Genomic DNA, 15,333 nt, shown 5'->3' on the forward strand with positions numbered 1-15,333 from the left:
TATTTACCTTTCTGGTTACATGTTGCTCAAAGGTTATTTTATAAACCTGTTGCCCTTGCTGCTATTGTTTTATAAATGTTATTTTTGGTGCTTTCTTTTCTACAACAAACCAAACTTTAATTTCAACGTATTTAGTTGCAATCTCTCTTCTTTCTGCTGGGAATTTTTCTTGTTAAATAGTGTTGTTAGGTACAAGAGTGCGACGCAACAATGTTGAATAAGAGCAAATGTTCGGACCTCAAAAAAAAATTAAAAGTACCTATGTGTGGCATAGCAGGAATTTTATCATCTGACCAAAGAAATGTAAGCAGGCAACGCTTACAAAAAATGACGGATGCTATACAGCATCGGGGTTCTGACGGTGATGGATTGTGGGTTAATGCTGGTGGTACTACAGCCTTTGGTCACCGCCGCTTGTCCATACTTGATCTGACCAATGCCGGAGCACAACCGATGCATTATTTAGATCGTTACACAATAACATACAATGGAGAAATTTACAATTACTTAGAGGTAAAGGAAAGCCTGGAAAAGAAAGGATTTTCTTTTAATTCACATTGTGACACAGAAGTTGTGCTTGCTGCTTATGCATATTACGGCAAAGAATGTCTTCAGCATTTTGATGGAATGTTTGCTTTTGCCATTTGGGACGAACAACAAAAGAGCTTGTTTTGTGCCCGGGACCGGTTTGGGGAAAAACCTTTTTATTATCACTATTCATATCAACACAACCAGTTTGTTTTTGCAAGCGAAATGAAGGCATTGTGGGCGGGCGGTATTAATAAAAAGATGGACAACGAAATGTTGCTGAACTATCTGACATTGGGCTGGGTGCAAAATCCGATAAATAAGCAGCAGACTTTTTTTGAAGAAATCGTCTCGTTGCCACCCTCTCATTACCTTATTTATAAAACTGAACACAGCGAACCCTACCTGGAAGTTAGAAGTTACTGGGACCTTGATAAGGAAACAGAAATAACAGACTGCTCGAATGAGTGCATTAAGGAGAAATTCCTGGAGCTGTTTACTACTTCTGTAAAACGAAGATTGAGGAGCGATGTAGCAATAGGATCTAGTATAAGCGGAGGACTTGATAGTTCGTCAATAGTTGCCATAATTCGTAATCTGCTTGGTCCTTCGGGAAATCAGAAAACATTTTCGGCTGTTTTTCCGGGTTTTGAAAAAGATGAGTCAAAACAAATAGATCAGGTGGTTAAACAGTTTGGATTGGAAAATTTTAAAGTGACTCCCGAACCTGGTGATTTTGTTACTGATTTTGAGAAACTGGTTTATCACCAGGAGGAGCCTTTTCAGTCCTCGAGTATTTATGCACAGTTTAAAGTGTACGAGTTAGCGAAGCAGAAGGATGTAACCGTTATTTTAGACGGGCAGGGAGCCGATGAGACAATGGCAGGCTATACGAAGTATTACCAGTGGTATTGGCAGGAGATAATAGCAGGCAAGCAATGGAAAGAAGCCAAAAAAGAAATAGAACTGGCAAAGCAAAATGGTCAGCAAATTAACTGGAGCTGGAAGAATTACATAGCGGCTTTTATGCCCCAGTTGGCTGCCAATCAACTAAACAAGATATCATATAGGAAGCAGGCAAGTCATCCCGATATAACTGCTGATTTTTTTGAAGGTTACAATGACAGAACGAAAATTTTTAAGCCGGCAGTTAGTAAGTTGAATGATATTTTATATTTCAATACAATGCAGTTTGGCCTGGAGGAGCTGCTTAGATATGCGGACCGAAATTCAATGGCACATTCAAGAGAAGTGCGTTTGCCTTTTTTAAATCATGATTTAGTACAGTTCGTTTTCAGCGTTCCATCTGCGTTTAAAATATTTGAGGGGTTTACCAAACAAATACTACGGGTAAGTATGAATGATTTTTTGCCAGAATCAATTGTTTGGAGAAAAGATAAAGTAGGCTTCGAACCTCCGCAAAAACAATGGATGAAAGATACAAAAGTGGAAGAGATGATATTTGAAAGCCGGAGAAAATTGGTACAGCAAGGAATTTTAAAAGCTGATGTACTACAAAAGCCGGTTCGCCATCAGGCAGCACACGAAGCGGGCAATTTTGACTGGCGATATCTGTGTGCTTCACATTGTATCTAGGATACAATTGCCAAGGTCTTTTCTACCTCATTATTTTATGCAGCATCCTGCTGCTAGTATAAACCCCGCAGTTATTTTGGATGTAGTTAAGCTGCAGGCTTAAAAATATTATCGACTCCTGAGAGCGGGCTAATGGCAATAAATAATCCATCTTTGCACTCTTTAATTCAATTCCAAATATCATTATTCTTATATGAGACTGAATACAAAAATCATACATGCAGGTGCCGAACCGGACCCTTTTACCGGTGCTATCATGACTCCTATTTACCAAACCTCTACCTATGTGCAGGAGGCCCCAGGAAAGAATAAAGGATATGAATATGCCCGTTCGCAAAATCCAACTCGAACTGCGTTAGAGACGGCACTGGCAGTGCTCGAAAATGCAAAATTTGGTTTGAGTTTTAGCAGTGGGGTAGCAGCTACAGATGCTGTAATTAAGTTGCTGTCGCCGGGCGATGAAGTGATTGCAAGTAACGATTTGTATGGCGGTTCTTATCGTATGTTTTCAAAGATTTTTCAAAAGTTCGGCATTAAGTTTCACTATATAAATATGCAGGATGCAAACCATGTTAGTGATTATATAAATGAAAATACAAAGCTGATATGGCTTGAAACACCTACTAACCCGTTAATGAATATTACCGATATTGAGGCAGTTACGGCAATTGCAAAACCGCATAACATATTGGTTTGCGTTGATAACACCTTTGCGTCGCCTTATCTTCAAAACCCTTTAGATCTTGGCGCTGATATCGTAATGCATTCAGCTACAAAATACCTTGGTGGACACAGTGACGTTATACATGGGTGCTTAATGATGAATGACCAGGAGTTGCGCGATAAGTTATTTTTTATTCAAAAGAGTTGCGGCGCTGTGCCCGGTCCACAGGATTGTTTTCTTGTGCTTCGTGGCATAAAAACATTGCATGTGCGCATGCAACGGCATTGTGAAAACGGTGAAAAGGTGGCCAATTTTCTTCGCAATCATCCAAAAGTTGGCAGGGTGTACTGGTGCGGTTTTGAAGACAGTCCTAATTATGAAATTGCCAGGAAGCAAATGCGTGGTTTTGGTGGAATGATGAGTTTTACTTTAAAAGATGATAGTGTAGAGACTGCAACAAAGGTGCTGACCTCAACAAAAGTCTTTGCGTTAGCTGAAAGTTTGGGTGGAATAGAATCCCTGATCAACCATCCTGCATCTATGACTCATGCATCTATACCCAAAGAAGAAAGGATCAAAAATGGATTGTCCGACTCTTTAATCAGGTTGAGTGTAGGCATTGAGGATGCCGAGGACTTGATTGAAGATTTAAACCAGGCGATAGGGTAAGTAGATGGTTCGAACTTAATTGAAACATCTTTTATAAAAAGGAACATTAAGGATATTTCGAAATTTCAGTAACGAAAGACTTGAGATTATGAAGCAGATCCTGAATAGCTTAGAGCAGAATAGTGAGTCAAAACATTTCGAGCCTTCAATATTGCCAGGAACATTAGAAGAATTCTGACAATAATTTTTTCTTATTCTATCACACGTTTTCGGATAACAGCAATATTATTATTGCTGTTTTTCATTAATGAAGAAAAAAGGATAAAATATTTAAAAGGCTTGAATAACCGGTTCTTTAAGAGAACATTATTTGAAGCTTACCTTTGATCTGTGACACAAGAATTGAAAGACTTTCTCGATAGCAAAGTTGAACAGTACAATACTCCCGCTTTTATTAAAGATGATCCTGTTTGTATTCCGCACCTTTTTACAAAAAAACAAGACATTGAAATAGCTGCATTATTTGCATCAATTTTCGCGTGGGGAAACCGCGCTATTATTATCAAAAAGTCAAAGGACCTTTTGCAGCGGATGGATAACGCGCCTTATGATTTTATTTTAAACCATACTGATAATGATTTAAAAAAGTTGCTCGGCTTTAAGCACCGTACTTTCAATGATACAGACCTGTTGTACTTTGTTCATTTTCTCAATCATCATTATACCTTAAACAGGTCTTTAGAAACCGCTTTTTTGTTAGGGATAAACGAAAACGATGAAACAATTGATGGTGGATTGAATTATTTTTTCAGGTACTTTTTCTCGCTGGAAGACGCACCGGCACGAACGAAAAAACATATAGCTTCTCCTGGTAAAAAAAGCACCTGTAAAAGGCTTAACATGTTTTTGAGATGGATGGTTAGAAGTGATAAGAAAGGGGTAGATTTTGGTATTTGGAAAAAAATTAGTCCAGCTCAACTTGTTTGTCCTATAGATGTGCATGTTGCAAGAGTGGCATATCGCTTTAATCTTCTTCAAAGAAATCAAATCGATTGGACGGCAGGAGTTGAACTTACATCTAATCTCAGGCTGTTAGACAAAGCTGATCCTGTTAAATACGACTTTGCTTTGTTTGGGCTGGGTGTGGTTGAAAAGTTTTGAAAAGTATGAATACAACAATTGATGAAACGATAAAAGAGGTTGTTGATCAACTTCAAAATTTTCGACTGCAACTTGCAGAGCGTGTGAATTCGTACGAGCAATTGCAGCTTGCATTGGCTAATCGTTTGAATTATTTAATTACAAACGATTTTTCGCTTTTGATCTCTATCCTGTATCGTTTAGACATTTCCGAAGAAAAGGTCAGGGAATTTTTAAGTCAAAAAAAAGAGCTGACAGCAAGTGATATTATTGCCAAGCTGATAATAGAACGGCAGTTACAAAAAATTGCATCGCGTAAAGCTTTTAAAAATAATTCTACAGATATTACCGAAGAGGAAAAGTGGTAAGTCAAAAGCCCCGTTGGGTACATATGGGCTGCACCCTCTGTTACACGCGGGTTGTTTACTCCTTCTTAAAAATTGGGTATAAGAGCTATTTCAAACAGACTTCTCCCTATTTAAAATAAATATTTAAAAAAACAGTTTAATAGAATTACCCAAAGTTGAAAGGAGTGCGTCGCAACGATGATTCATAGCACTACTTCGGCCAGGTAAAAAAAATAGATTTATATGATCATTGCTGAAATAGGGCAGGCTCACGACGGAAGTGTAGGAATTTTACATTCTTATATAGCTGCGCTTGCTAGTACAGGCATTGATGCCATTAAATTTCAAACCCATATTGCCGAAGCAGAAAGCAGCTCTTTCGAGACATTTAGAATTCCATTTAGTTATGTTGATAAGACGCGTTTTGATTACTGGACCCGGATGCAATTAAGTACTGCCCAATGGACGGAAGTAAAAGAACATTGTCATAAGGTAGGGCTTGAATTTATATCATCACCCTTTTCTTGTAAGGCTGTAGATGTTTTAGAGGAAGCTGGGGTAGACCGCTATAAAATAGGCTCAGGTGAAGTGACGAATTTTTTAATGCTTGAGAAAATAGCGGCTACAGGTAAGCCCGTTATCCTATCGAGCGGAATGAGCACCTTAGAAGAACTAGATGCGGCCGTACATATTTTTAAAGAAAAGGAAGTAGAATTAGCCATTATGCAGTGTACTACAGCCTATCCAACCCAGCCGGAGCAATGGGGCTTACACATAATAAAACAGTTAAACGACCGTTATAATATAGCTACAGGACTTTCTGATCATAGTGGTGATATTACGGCTTGCCTTGCTGCAACAGCCGTAGGAGCCGAGATACTAGAGTTTCATGTAGTGTTTGATAAAAGGATGTTTGGACCTGATGCAAAGGCATCGATCGAAATTGATGAAGTAGAAAGACTGGTGAAGGGGGTAAAACAAATAAGGGCTTCATTAGAAAACAGGTTTTGCAAAAATGCGCTTGCTGAAAACATGTCTGGTTTAAAGCAATTATTTGGAAAGTCGCTTTGTATAAACAAAACCTTGCCGCAAGGTCATACCGTTACTTTCGAAGACCTTGAGTCGAAGAAGCCATCTGGTTTTGGGATCGCTCCGTCTGACTATAAATCTATTATTGGCAAAAGACTTAATAAGGCTTTAAGTCAATGGGAATTTTTAAACCATGAAGACTTCAGTACCTATGACTAAGAGAAAAATTTGTGTGGTTATTACAGCACGTCCAAGTTATAGCCGTATTAAAACCACGCTACAGGCTATTAAGAAACATTCAAAATTAGAATTGCAGATTGTTTTGGCCGGGCCTGCACTATTGAACAAATACGGCAATGTTGACGACATCTTACATGATGATGGCTTCGAAGTAAAAGAAAGGGTTTATACAATGCTTGATGGAGAAAACCTGACGTCGATGGCGAAAACGGTGGGAGTGGGGCTGGTAGAGTTGTCTAACGTGTTTTTTAAACTACAGCCAGATATGGTAGTGGTTATTGCAGACCGTTTCGAGACTATTTCGGTTTCTATAGCGGCATCTTATCAAAACATTCCCCTGGTACATATACAAGGCGGTGAAATAACGGGAAGCATTGATGAGAAAGTAAGACACGCTAACACAAAATTTGCTGACATTCACCTGGTATGCAATACAAGGGCAATGGAAACGGTAATAAAGCTTGGGGAAGATCCGGGCTACGTGTTTAATACCGGATGTCCTTCTATAGACCTTGCTCGTAATGTGTTAAAAACGCCTGATTTAAATTTCGATCCTTATAAAAAATATGGAGGCTTTGGTAGTAAGCCAAATTACCTCAACGGATATTTGGTTGTTATGCAGCATTCGGTAACTACAGAGTTTGGTGAAGCCAAATTTCAGGTAGAAGAAACTTTGCAGGCTATAAAAGATATTAAAATGCCTACATTTTGGTTTTCGCCGAATGCCGATGCTGGCTCCGATGCAGTTTCACAAAGCATCAGTTATTATAGAAGTCACTCTGATCTGTCGCACGTTCACTTTTTCGACAACATGATTCCCGATGATTTTTTAAGACTTGTATATAATTCAATTTGCCTTATCGGCAATAGTAGCATGGGCATACGGGAATGTTCTTACCTGGGCGTTCCTGTTATAAACATTGGAAGCCGGCAAAGTGGAAGAGAAAGAGGCTGCAACCTGGTAGACGTAGATCATGATAAACAGGAAATAATAAATGCAGTTCGTTTTTGGCAAAGCAATGAAAGACCAAAGCAGTCTTTTGTATATGGAAAAGGTGATGCAGGCAAAAAAATGGCAGATATTTTAGCCACAGTAAAACTCCGATATTCTAAAATCCTACAGTTTCAAGATGAAAAACCTGTGTATAATTCCGGCCCGGTCAGGCTCAAAAGGAGTACCCGGAAAAAACATAAAACCGCTTAGTGGAAAACCTTTAATACATTATACTTTCGAAGCTGCTGTTGAATGCAGTTTTTTAGATAAAATCATTCTTAGTACAGATTGTACAACAATTGCAGAATCTGCAAAAAATGCGTCCATAGAAGTTCCTTTTCTACGACCTAAATACCTTGCAGACGATACAGCCCCCACTTTAGAAGTCATCAAACATGCGCTTCAATACTTCGATAACAGGGGCGAGTGGTACGACAATATTTGCCTTTTACAACCTACTTGTCCTTTTAGAAGTGAAGGTTTTGTAGACAGGTGTTTTGAAAATTTTGTTGCCTCAGCCGCAGATTGCCTCGTTTCTGTAAAGCTGGTTCCTCATGAGTACAATCCTCACTGGGTCTTTGAAGCGGACGCTTTGGGGTATTTAAGAATTGCTACGGGCGAAGAAGCCATTATTCCCTCACGACAGTTGTTGCCCAAGTCCTTTGCCAGGGATGGAAGCGTGTATATTTTTAAGGCTGATAATATTCGCAACAGGAATTCTATTTTCGGCAAAACTATTTCTTACCTGCAGTCAGACGACATGTGGCACATAAACATTGATACTGCCGAAGATTGGAAACGTGCAGAAATGATAGCTAAAATGTTATTCGTAGTTTCGTAGCTATTAATTAAAGCAAAACGATTGATAGAATTACCTACGCACATTATTGAAAGCACTATCCTTACAGATAAGGATAAAATTACATTGTCGACCCTCGCAGAACCTCCCACAGTTGATCCTTCCTTTTATGATGATCAACTCAAAAACATCTTCCAATACTACTCTCTTTCCCCCGACGAAATGGATGTAGAAGTTCATAAGTATGCGTCAAAATTACTGGCTGAAGGAAAAGTTAATGAAGCCTGGCAAGTACTATTAACAAACGGGTACTTTTAGTTTTTTTATAGTTTTACACCATGTTTTCTGCTGAAACCTGGTACGGGTTACTTACCGTTATTACCCTTCGATATTTTCTTATTGCAGGGGTTGCTTATCTTATTTGGTATAAGATAAAAAAGAATAAAATAGCCTATAAAAAAATACAACCCCGTTTTCCTCAAAGTAAAGATTACCAGCGCGAAATATTTTTTTCGCTAATTACCATTGTCATTTTTGCTGCAGTGCCCGCTGCCATGTTACTCACTCCCTTCAGGCAATTTACGCAGTATTACCAGCACATTAATCAGCATAGCAGCTGGTGGTTTTGGCTTGCTTTTCCTGTTATGTTTATCGTGCACGATACTTATTTTTATTGGATGCATCGGGCCATGCACCACCCAAAATTGTTTAGGCTTTTTCATATAGTTCATCATAAATCAACCAATCCCTCTCCGTGGGCATCGTTTGCTTTTCAGCCTGCCGAGGCTTTTTTTGAAGCAGGTATTTTTATCATTCTAATCATGATGATGCCGCTGCATCTTATTCACCTATTTGTATTTTTTCTTGTAATGATGGTGTACAATGTTTATGGACATTTAGGTTGGGAGCTGTATCCGGCCGGTTTCTCTAAACACCCTGTGGGAAGGTGGATTAATACGTCTGTCAACCACAACCAACACCACCAGTTCTTTAAAGGAAATTACGGCTTGTACTTTTTGTTTTGGGACAGGGCGATGGGCACCATTCGGGCAGACTACGATGAACAGTTTGAAAAAGTAGCAGCAAGAAAACCTGTCAAAGCTGATAAGGAATTCGTTGAACCAGTCATGGCAGAATAGAGATTTATTGCAATAATTGTTTTAGGACAGGCTTTACAACCTTTATCAACATCGTTGTGTCACTCACTTTTACTGCAAACCATCTCGCAGCTTTTTTAGGCGAATGTAAAATGAGCCCAACCTCAAAACGCTAACATAGGACCCATCTTCCATGTACTGTAGGGACATTTGGTTGGTAGAGGAAAAAGGTTGTTGTGTGGACGTTCTATAGGAACGTTTGGTGTAGAATGAAACCTGTATCGAAGCACGAGACGTCCCAAATTGTACGTTTAAAATAAAGCAGCTTTCAAACTTCTACCCCTAAATGTTCCGCTGGAACATTGACACCCTGAACAATCTGTTTAAATGTGTGACACAACGATGATGCTATGGAAAGATGTAGCCGGCAACCTAAAAAAAGAACAGGTGACAACTAAACACTTTCGCAGGGTTTGAACGTTTTCATCTTAAGTTTCTTTCCATTTCTAAATCCCTAATTTTGCGCTTCGTTTAAATATAAGAGTTATTATGAATCAACAATTGAGCGAGCAGGAACTGATACGCCGCGAAAAGCTGACTGCTTTACAAAGTGCCGGAATTGATCCTTTTCCCGCCGCTTTATATCCCGTTAATACGACTTCAGTTGTAATAAAAGAAAACTATAAGGGCGAAGAAAATAAAGCAGATTTTGCAGATGTATGTGTAGCAGGCCGGTTGATGAGTATTCGCGACATGGGCAAGGCTGCCTTTGCTGTAATACAAGATAGCGTGGGCAAAATACAGGTGTATGTAAAACGCGATGAGATTTGCCCTGGAGAAGACAAAAGCTTATACGACCAGGTCTGGAAAAAGCTGTTGGATATTGGGGACATTATAGGTGTAAAAGGATATGTGTTTACAACCAAAACGGGCGAGACCTCGATACATGTAAGGGAGTTTACCTTACTTACCAAGTCGTTAAAACCGTTGCCTATAGTGAAAGAGGCCGAAGGGCACACTTTTGACGCGGTCACCGATCCTGAGTTTAGATACAGGCAACGTTATGCGGATTTAATTGTGAATCCACATGTGAAAGAAGTATTCGTAAAGCGTGCAAAACTGATGAATTCAATTCGTGCGTTTTTAAATGAAAGGGGTGCGCTCGAAGTGGATACGCCGGTTTTGCAAAGTATTCCCGGTGGCGCTGCGGCCAAGCCTTTTATCACCCATCACAATGCTTTGGATGTTCCTTTTTATATGCGTATCGCAAACGAATTATACCTGAAAAGATTGATAGTAGGTGGCTTTGATTGGGTGTATGAATTTAGCCGGAATTTTAGAAACGAAGGAATGGACAGGACGCACAATCCTGAATTTACGGTGCTTGAGTTTTATACTGCCTACAAAGATTACGAATGGATGATGAACATAACAGAGCAGTTAATGGAAAGGGTAGCCATCGCTGTTAACGGCACTACTAAAGCTACAATGGCAGATAAAGAAATTGATTTTAAAGCGCCGTACAAACGCATCAGTATCTACGACGCAATTAAAGAGCATACCGGTATTGATGTAAGCGAAATGAATGAGGAACAGTTGCGGGACGCTTGCAGGCAATTGCATTTGAAAAGTGATGCAAGCATGGGAAAGGGAAAACTGATAGACGAGATTTTCGGTGAAAAATGCGAAGAGCATTATACGCAACCCACTTTCATTATCGACTACCCCGTTGAAATGAGTCCACTTACTAAAAAGCATCGAAGCAAACCGGGACTTGTTGAACGTTTCGAGCTGATGATAAACGGTAAGGAGATAGCAAACGCATATACAGAGTTGAACGACCCAATAGATCAGCGCGAACGTTTTGAGGAACAAATAAAACTAATGGAAAGAGGTGATGATGAAGCGATGTTTATTGATTATGACTTTTTACGTGCTTTAGAATATGGGATGCCACCCACTTCGGGGATTGGGATTGGTATAGACAGGTTATGTATGTTACTAACAAATCAACCTTCCATACAGGATGTATTATTGTTTCCACAGATGAGGCCGGAGAAGATGGATGAAACCCCAAACCACTAAAGGTGCTTTTACAGGGTACAGGTATAGTGTAACAACCAAAGAAAAAAGGATTGCTTTATCGGCAATCCTTTTTTTATAACAGAAATAAAAATGCTTTTTAAACAAATAAATCCTGGTACAGCTTACCTCCCGGAACAACACTGTATTTACCTAAATCGGTAATTCCTTCTGCAGCTAAAACAGCTTCATCGATAAATGCATTGCCGGTACATTCAGTAGAAGGTTTGCTAAGAATATAATAAGCCGCATCGGCAATAATGTTAGTAGTTCGGCTCATTTTAATAAGGGCTTCTCCTCCCAGCAAATTTTGAACTGCAGCAGTTGCAATAGTAGTCCTCGGCCACAGTGCATTTGCCGCTATGTTGTATTTTCTTAATTCTTCAGCAAGACCCAATGTTATTAGTGTCATGTTGTATTTGGTAATAGTGTAAGCAACATGACCCTTAAGCCATTTGACATCTAAATTAACCGGCGGGGACAAAGTAAGGATATGGGGATTTGTTCCTTTCTTCAGGTGCGGAATACAAGCTTTGCAAACAAAAAAAGTTCCTCTTACATTAATGTCGTGCATCAGGTCGAACCGCTTGGGTTCTGTTTGCTCTGTAGTAGTTAATGATATAGCGGAAGCATTGTTAATTAATATATCAATGCCGCCAAACCTTTCGACCGCTTTGTTTACTGCATTTTCAATTTGCTTTTCGTCGCGGATGTCGCATTGCACTGCCAGGGCTTTGCCTCCTGCCTGTTCTATTTCTTCAGCAGCACTGTAGATCGTTCCTCCAAGCTTCGGGTCTTCTTCTACGCTTTTTGCAGCAACTACAATATTTGCTCCTTCAGCAGCCAGCTTTAGTGCGATAGCCTTGCCAATTCCACGACTGGCACCGGTAATAAAAGCAGTTTTGTTTTGAAATGACATCGCAGATGATTTAACCTGTAAATTAAATGTAACAGATGAAATAGTGGTTAGGTTTTGATAAATAAGAGGGATGGATGGATACTGATGATCTGGTCTTTTTTGGTTGGCTAGTCAAAAACCACAATCAGCTTACTTGTACAGAAACTTTCTTAAATAAAAAAACCCGGTAGTAGTTACCGGGTTAAGTGTGCAATTTTTTTAGAAAGCGAAGGGCACCGCTACTTTTAAATTTTCCCATTGTACAATTAAAGAATTATTGTCGAAATACATAGTAAGCGCTTCTACATTATCGCCGGTTTTCTGAACGGGAACGTCTATTCTTGCAACATCTTTTTCAGCTTTATAAGTAAAACTTCCCCAGCTATAATTGTCTTTGTTTACAACAATAGTCCACTTAGATTCTAAAGGAATACAATAAAGTGAATAGCGTCCTTTTGGAATTTTCTTTCCACCAATAGTAGCGTTTTTAAATAATTCCAGTTCTGTGGCTTCATTGGCACCTAACCTCCAAACTTCATTATATTTTACCTCTCCGCCAAAAATCTCTCTGCCTTTCTTTTGAGGACGACTATACAAGACTCGGGCTAAAGGTTCTCCTGTAGTTTGTCCGCGCATTTTTGAAATAGGGTAATTCGCCGGCAAATAACTTACGTCCATGGGGCTTTTGTCAACGTCAGTAGGTTTAGACTGTGCCATTAGAAATTGCCCTGCTAATACAAATCCAAGTACAAAAAGTATTTTTTTCATTTGTTTTTCTTTAGTAACAAAGATATAGACCTATTGATTTTTCATTTGTTCAATTTGCTGAAAAGAAAATGCTTTAACAGAAGGAAAGAAATTATTATAACAGTTTTGTAACGCACTATAATGCTTTTTGAAAAGATCAAAAACCTCGGTGCTGCTATCTAAATAAGCCGCTCGACTTACAACACCTCCAAAGCTGCTTTGGGTTCCCGACATGCTTTTGTAATTGTAAAGCCAGTTTTGTGACTGCATATAGGGAAACATTTTTTGGAAGATGGCCGGCAAAACAGCATCACTTGCTGCAAGAATTTTGTATGTGTCAGCTGCATGCCCCCGAAGAGTAGTATCGTTAAACTCATTAGGATCATTGGCCAAAAAATGATCATAGGCAACATCTATAAAAGCACCCGAGTATAAACCGACAGCAGGTTTTAAGAAACTTTTTGCCTCTTTGGTCGCTTCGTGCAAATCAGTGAAAGCATCTATCTGGCGATGCAAAATAATTCCCTGCTGAACACCCTTTGAATAATCAAATTTCTTTTTGCCTTTAACGAAGTCGCTTATCATATTACCCACTAGTATGTCGGGCTGACTAAATGATAAATATGCATGGGCAAGAAAATTCATCTACTATTTTTTTGATATTTCTGGTAAGGCGTTTGTCGCTTTAATGCAAACTTTGAATTTGTTTTGCAAAGCTGCGTAATTATCCAACGCGCTTCTGCACATTTATTGCAAAGCGGGTTAATTACTTTTTACATGTAGGCAAACGTCTAATTTATTATTTCACATCTCATAGCTTTTAAGAAGGGTCTTTAAAAGTTACACGTAGTCGAACCATTTCTTGTACGCCGTTCGTCACAATTATAATACGGCACTTTTTTTTTGCACGTTAAAAACGTTATTAAATGTGAGTGTTCGAAAAAGGTACATTCGTTGCCAGTACTATGTTTGAAGCTTTCGTTTTATTTCGGCTCACATATTCTCTTACCACCTATCACAACTATTGCCCGCCGCTGAGCAATTCGTCACAATTCAATTGCTTACTGCTATTGCTTAATATACTTTTGACTCATTCATTTTAACAGATAACTATTCATTATAAAATTTCTAAAAACATTATTTATGAAAAAGATACTCTTCGCCATAATGCTTTCACTTTTTATAATAGGAAGTGCGTTTGCTGTACCCGGTTATATAAACCCACCTATTTCGGAGTCTGAAAGACTGAAAAAAGGACTTGAACAAACGGTTGGTGTAAGGTCTTTTTTTAATGCCAGCGAGCAAAAAATGGGAGACAGCCAAAAAACAGGAGAAAATCAGTTACCGGTACCAGCAAAAAGAACATTTGCAAAAATGTTTAATGGCTACACGATAAAACAAGCAGTACGTTCTACAGAAAGTGAGGGAGAATGCTTTTACATTTCTGCGGAAAATGATAAGGAATCGATAATAGTAAAAATAGATGAGACCCTGGATGTCTCCATTTTTACAAAATGCCAGAAATAATAAGGCAAGCATCACAACAGGTAAGCCTCTGCTTTTGCGGAGGCTTTTTTTATAAATCATTCGTAAGCTTCTTCCACTTCACGCATCCTCATTTGCAGCCATCATAAAAATCCTCGTTTTAAAACATATGCTTTACCGTTCATCCAATTTTTAATTGAGCCACTTGTAATGTATAGCCTTCAATGAGAATTCAATGGTGAACGAAATAATTCGTAATACATTCATTTACAGTAGAAGTTTTGCGAGCCGGACTATTAAAGATCATCCCCAAACCTAGGTAAAACTGCTCTGTTTTCGTTCATCACAATCTTGTCTGAAACTAATTAGACTCGTTATACTTTTAAAAAGTGATTAAAAAACCAAATAGCAACTTTAAAATAAAAACTTCGGTTATGAAAAAATTAATCCTCTCCGCATTCTTAGCAATTACTGTTACAACCGGCGCTTTTGCCACGGGCGAAAGCAAAATAAGCTACTTTGTTCTGAGCAGCTTTAAACACGATTTTAAAGATGTTACTAACGTAACATGGAGTTCTAAAACAGGGTTGGCAAAAGCCTCGTTTACTTACAATAATCAAAGAATGGATGCTTTTTATAATCCTGATGGAAAACTTTTTGCTACCAGTAAGAGTATTAACCTGGACGATTTACCGGTGAGTGCGAAAAGGTCATTTGCAAAAAAATACGAAGGGTATGCTGTAAAAGAAGCAATTAAATACGAGTCGCAGGAAGAGCAGAGCTACTACTTATCTGTAGAAAATGAAAAGGAGAGCTTAATTATTAAAGTAGATGAAAATGACCGTTTATCTCTTTTGAAGAGAGTAAAATAAGTTAGCAGATAGATCGCGTTCAAAAGCTCAACCAGAAGTTGGGCTTTTTTTAATTTTACCAGGGCTCAAGCTTTTACCATCTATCAAACCGGCGCTCTTTTATTTCTTTTTCGTCCTTTCAGCAAATTGAATTTATTCATCTTTTTTACCGCCTGTCATCATCCTCTTTTTAACGGGCTCATCTCATCACAATCTCGTTGTATTAC

At 38.8% G+C, this 15,333-nt stretch carries 15 protein-coding genes; 12 read left to right on the top strand and 3 right to left on the bottom strand.

What is annotated here, in order from left to right; translation table 11 throughout:
- The first annotated feature begins 261 nt into the window (after positions 1-261).
- The 10 genes from asnB (at position 262) to lysS (ending at position 11,128) form a co-directional block, all read left to right on the top strand.
- The gene (gene asnB, locus JWR87_RS13900) at positions 262-2,124 is read left to right on the top strand and encodes an asparagine synthase (glutamine-hydrolyzing) (RefSeq protein ID WP_297821103.1); all 1,863 of its coding nucleotides are present in this window, start codon (positions 262-264) and stop codon (positions 2,122-2,124) included.
- Between the two features lie 193 nt (positions 2,125-2,317).
- Positions 2,318-3,457: a cystathionine gamma-synthase gene (locus tag JWR87_RS13905; protein ID WP_297821105.1), complete on the top strand. Its 1,140-nt coding sequence runs from the start codon at positions 2,318-2,320 to the stop codon at positions 3,455-3,457.
- A 330-nt stretch (positions 3,458-3,787) separates the two neighbouring features.
- Entirely contained in the window at positions 3,788-4,558 is a 771-nt protein-coding gene (locus tag JWR87_RS13910; protein WP_297821107.1) for a TIGR02757 family protein, read from the top strand.
- A gap of 5 nt (positions 4,559-4,563) precedes the next feature.
- On the top strand, positions 4,564-4,905 hold the full coding sequence (locus JWR87_RS13915; protein WP_297821109.1) for a hypothetical protein: 342 nt from the start codon (positions 4,564-4,566) through the stop codon (positions 4,903-4,905).
- A gap of 222 nt (positions 4,906-5,127) precedes the next feature.
- Positions 5,128-6,132 (top strand): N-acetylneuraminate synthase family protein, encoded by a 1,005-nt coding sequence (locus JWR87_RS13920; RefSeq protein ID WP_297821111.1) that lies wholly within the window; start codon positions 5,128-5,130, stop codon positions 6,130-6,132.
- The gene (gene neuC / locus JWR87_RS13925; protein ID WP_297821113.1) at positions 6,107-7,357 is read left to right on the top strand and encodes a UDP-N-acetylglucosamine 2-epimerase; all 1,251 of its coding nucleotides are present in this window, start codon (positions 6,107-6,109) and stop codon (positions 7,355-7,357) included. The genes JWR87_RS13920 and neuC overlap by 26 nt, the downstream gene beginning before the upstream one ends.
- Entirely contained in the window at positions 7,284-7,988 is a 705-nt protein-coding gene (locus JWR87_RS13930; protein ID WP_297821115.1) for an acylneuraminate cytidylyltransferase family protein, read from the top strand. Before neuC ends, JWR87_RS13930 begins: the two co-directional genes overlap by 74 nt.
- Positions 7,989-8,009: 21 nt before the next feature.
- Complete coding sequence (locus JWR87_RS13935) at positions 8,010-8,264, top strand: hypothetical protein (protein WP_297821117.1); 255 nt, start codon at positions 8,010-8,012, stop codon at positions 8,262-8,264.
- Positions 8,265-8,284: 20 nt separating this feature from the next.
- Positions 8,285-9,085, top strand: coding sequence for a sterol desaturase family protein (locus tag JWR87_RS13940; protein ID WP_297821119.1), 801 nt, complete (start codon positions 8,285-8,287; stop codon positions 9,083-9,085).
- A gap of 507 nt (positions 9,086-9,592) precedes the next feature.
- A complete protein-coding gene (lysS, locus tag JWR87_RS13945; RefSeq protein ID WP_297821121.1) occupies positions 9,593-11,128 on the top strand; it encodes a lysine--tRNA ligase in 1,536 nt (511 codons plus the stop codon).
- 97 nt (positions 11,129-11,225) lie between these two features.
- Here the strand turns inward: lysS and JWR87_RS13950 are convergent, their stop codons facing one another.
- The 3 genes from JWR87_RS13950 to JWR87_RS13960 form a co-directional block, all read right to left on the bottom strand.
- Entirely contained in the window at positions 11,226-12,044 is an 819-nt protein-coding gene (locus JWR87_RS13950; RefSeq protein ID WP_297821123.1) for an NAD(P)-dependent oxidoreductase, read from the bottom strand.
- Between the two features lie 198 nt (positions 12,045-12,242).
- On the bottom strand, positions 12,243-12,791 hold the full coding sequence (locus JWR87_RS13955; protein WP_297821125.1) for a DUF2911 domain-containing protein: 549 nt from the start codon (positions 12,789-12,791) through the stop codon (positions 12,243-12,245).
- A gap of 30 nt (positions 12,792-12,821) precedes the next feature.
- Complete coding sequence (locus JWR87_RS13960; RefSeq protein ID WP_297821127.1) at positions 12,822-13,415, bottom strand: ACP phosphodiesterase; 594 nt, start codon at positions 13,413-13,415, stop codon at positions 12,822-12,824.
- Between the two features lie 498 nt (positions 13,416-13,913).
- On the opposite strand from JWR87_RS13960, the gene JWR87_RS13965 reads away from it, so the two are divergent.
- Positions 13,914-14,297 carry a hypothetical protein gene (locus JWR87_RS13965; protein ID WP_297821129.1) on the top strand — a complete coding sequence of 128 codons (384 nt, stop codon included), beginning with the start codon at positions 13,914-13,916 and terminating at the stop codon, positions 14,295-14,297.
- A gap of 392 nt (positions 14,298-14,689) precedes the next feature.
- Positions 14,690-15,127 carry a hypothetical protein gene (locus JWR87_RS13970; protein WP_297821131.1) on the top strand — a complete coding sequence of 146 codons (438 nt, stop codon included), beginning with the start codon at positions 14,690-14,692 and terminating at the stop codon, positions 15,125-15,127.
- Positions 15,128-15,333 lie beyond the last annotated feature (206 nt).

Origin of the sequence: Segetibacter sp. (genome assembly GCF_025963695.1) — a bacterium.
Taxonomy (GTDB): Bacteria; Bacteroidota; Bacteroidia; order Chitinophagales; family Chitinophagaceae; genus Segetibacter.

What these genes read in the sequence shown, in the direction of transcription:
- JWR87_RS13940 (WP_297821119.1), top strand. Translation starts at nt 8,285, where the DNA reads ATGTTTTCTGCTGAAACCTGGTACGGGTTACTTACCGTTATTACCCTT.
- asnB (WP_297821103.1), top strand. Translation starts at nt 262, where the DNA reads ATGTGTGGCATAGCAGGAATTTTATCATCTGACCAAAGAAATGTAAGC.
- JWR87_RS13920 (WP_297821111.1), top strand. Translation starts at nt 5,128, where the DNA reads ATGATCATTGCTGAAATAGGGCAGGCTCACGACGGAAGTGTAGGAATT.
- JWR87_RS13955 (WP_297821125.1), bottom strand. Translation starts at nt 12,791, where the DNA reads ATGAAAAAAATACTTTTTGTACTTGGATTTGTATTAGCAGGGCAATTT.
- JWR87_RS13915 (WP_297821109.1), top strand. Translation starts at nt 4,564, where the DNA reads ATGAATACAACAATTGATGAAACGATAAAAGAGGTTGTTGATCAACTT.
- JWR87_RS13965 (WP_297821129.1), top strand. Translation starts at nt 13,914, where the DNA reads ATGAAAAAGATACTCTTCGCCATAATGCTTTCACTTTTTATAATAGGA.
- neuC (WP_297821113.1), top strand. Translation starts at nt 6,107, where the DNA reads ATGAAGACTTCAGTACCTATGACTAAGAGAAAAATTTGTGTGGTTATT.
- JWR87_RS13950 (WP_297821123.1), bottom strand. Translation starts at nt 12,044, where the DNA reads ATGTCATTTCAAAACAAAACTGCTTTTATTACCGGTGCCAGTCGTGGA.
- JWR87_RS13905 (WP_297821105.1), top strand. Translation starts at nt 2,318, where the DNA reads ATGAGACTGAATACAAAAATCATACATGCAGGTGCCGAACCGGACCCT.
- lysS (WP_297821121.1), top strand. Translation starts at nt 9,593, where the DNA reads ATGAATCAACAATTGAGCGAGCAGGAACTGATACGCCGCGAAAAGCTG.
- JWR87_RS13960 (WP_297821127.1), bottom strand. Translation starts at nt 13,415, where the DNA reads ATGAATTTTCTTGCCCATGCATATTTATCATTTAGTCAGCCCGACATA.
- JWR87_RS13930 (WP_297821115.1), top strand. Translation starts at nt 7,284, where the DNA reads ATGAAAAACCTGTGTATAATTCCGGCCCGGTCAGGCTCAAAAGGAGTA.
- JWR87_RS13970 (WP_297821131.1), top strand. Translation starts at nt 14,690, where the DNA reads ATGAAAAAATTAATCCTCTCCGCATTCTTAGCAATTACTGTTACAACC.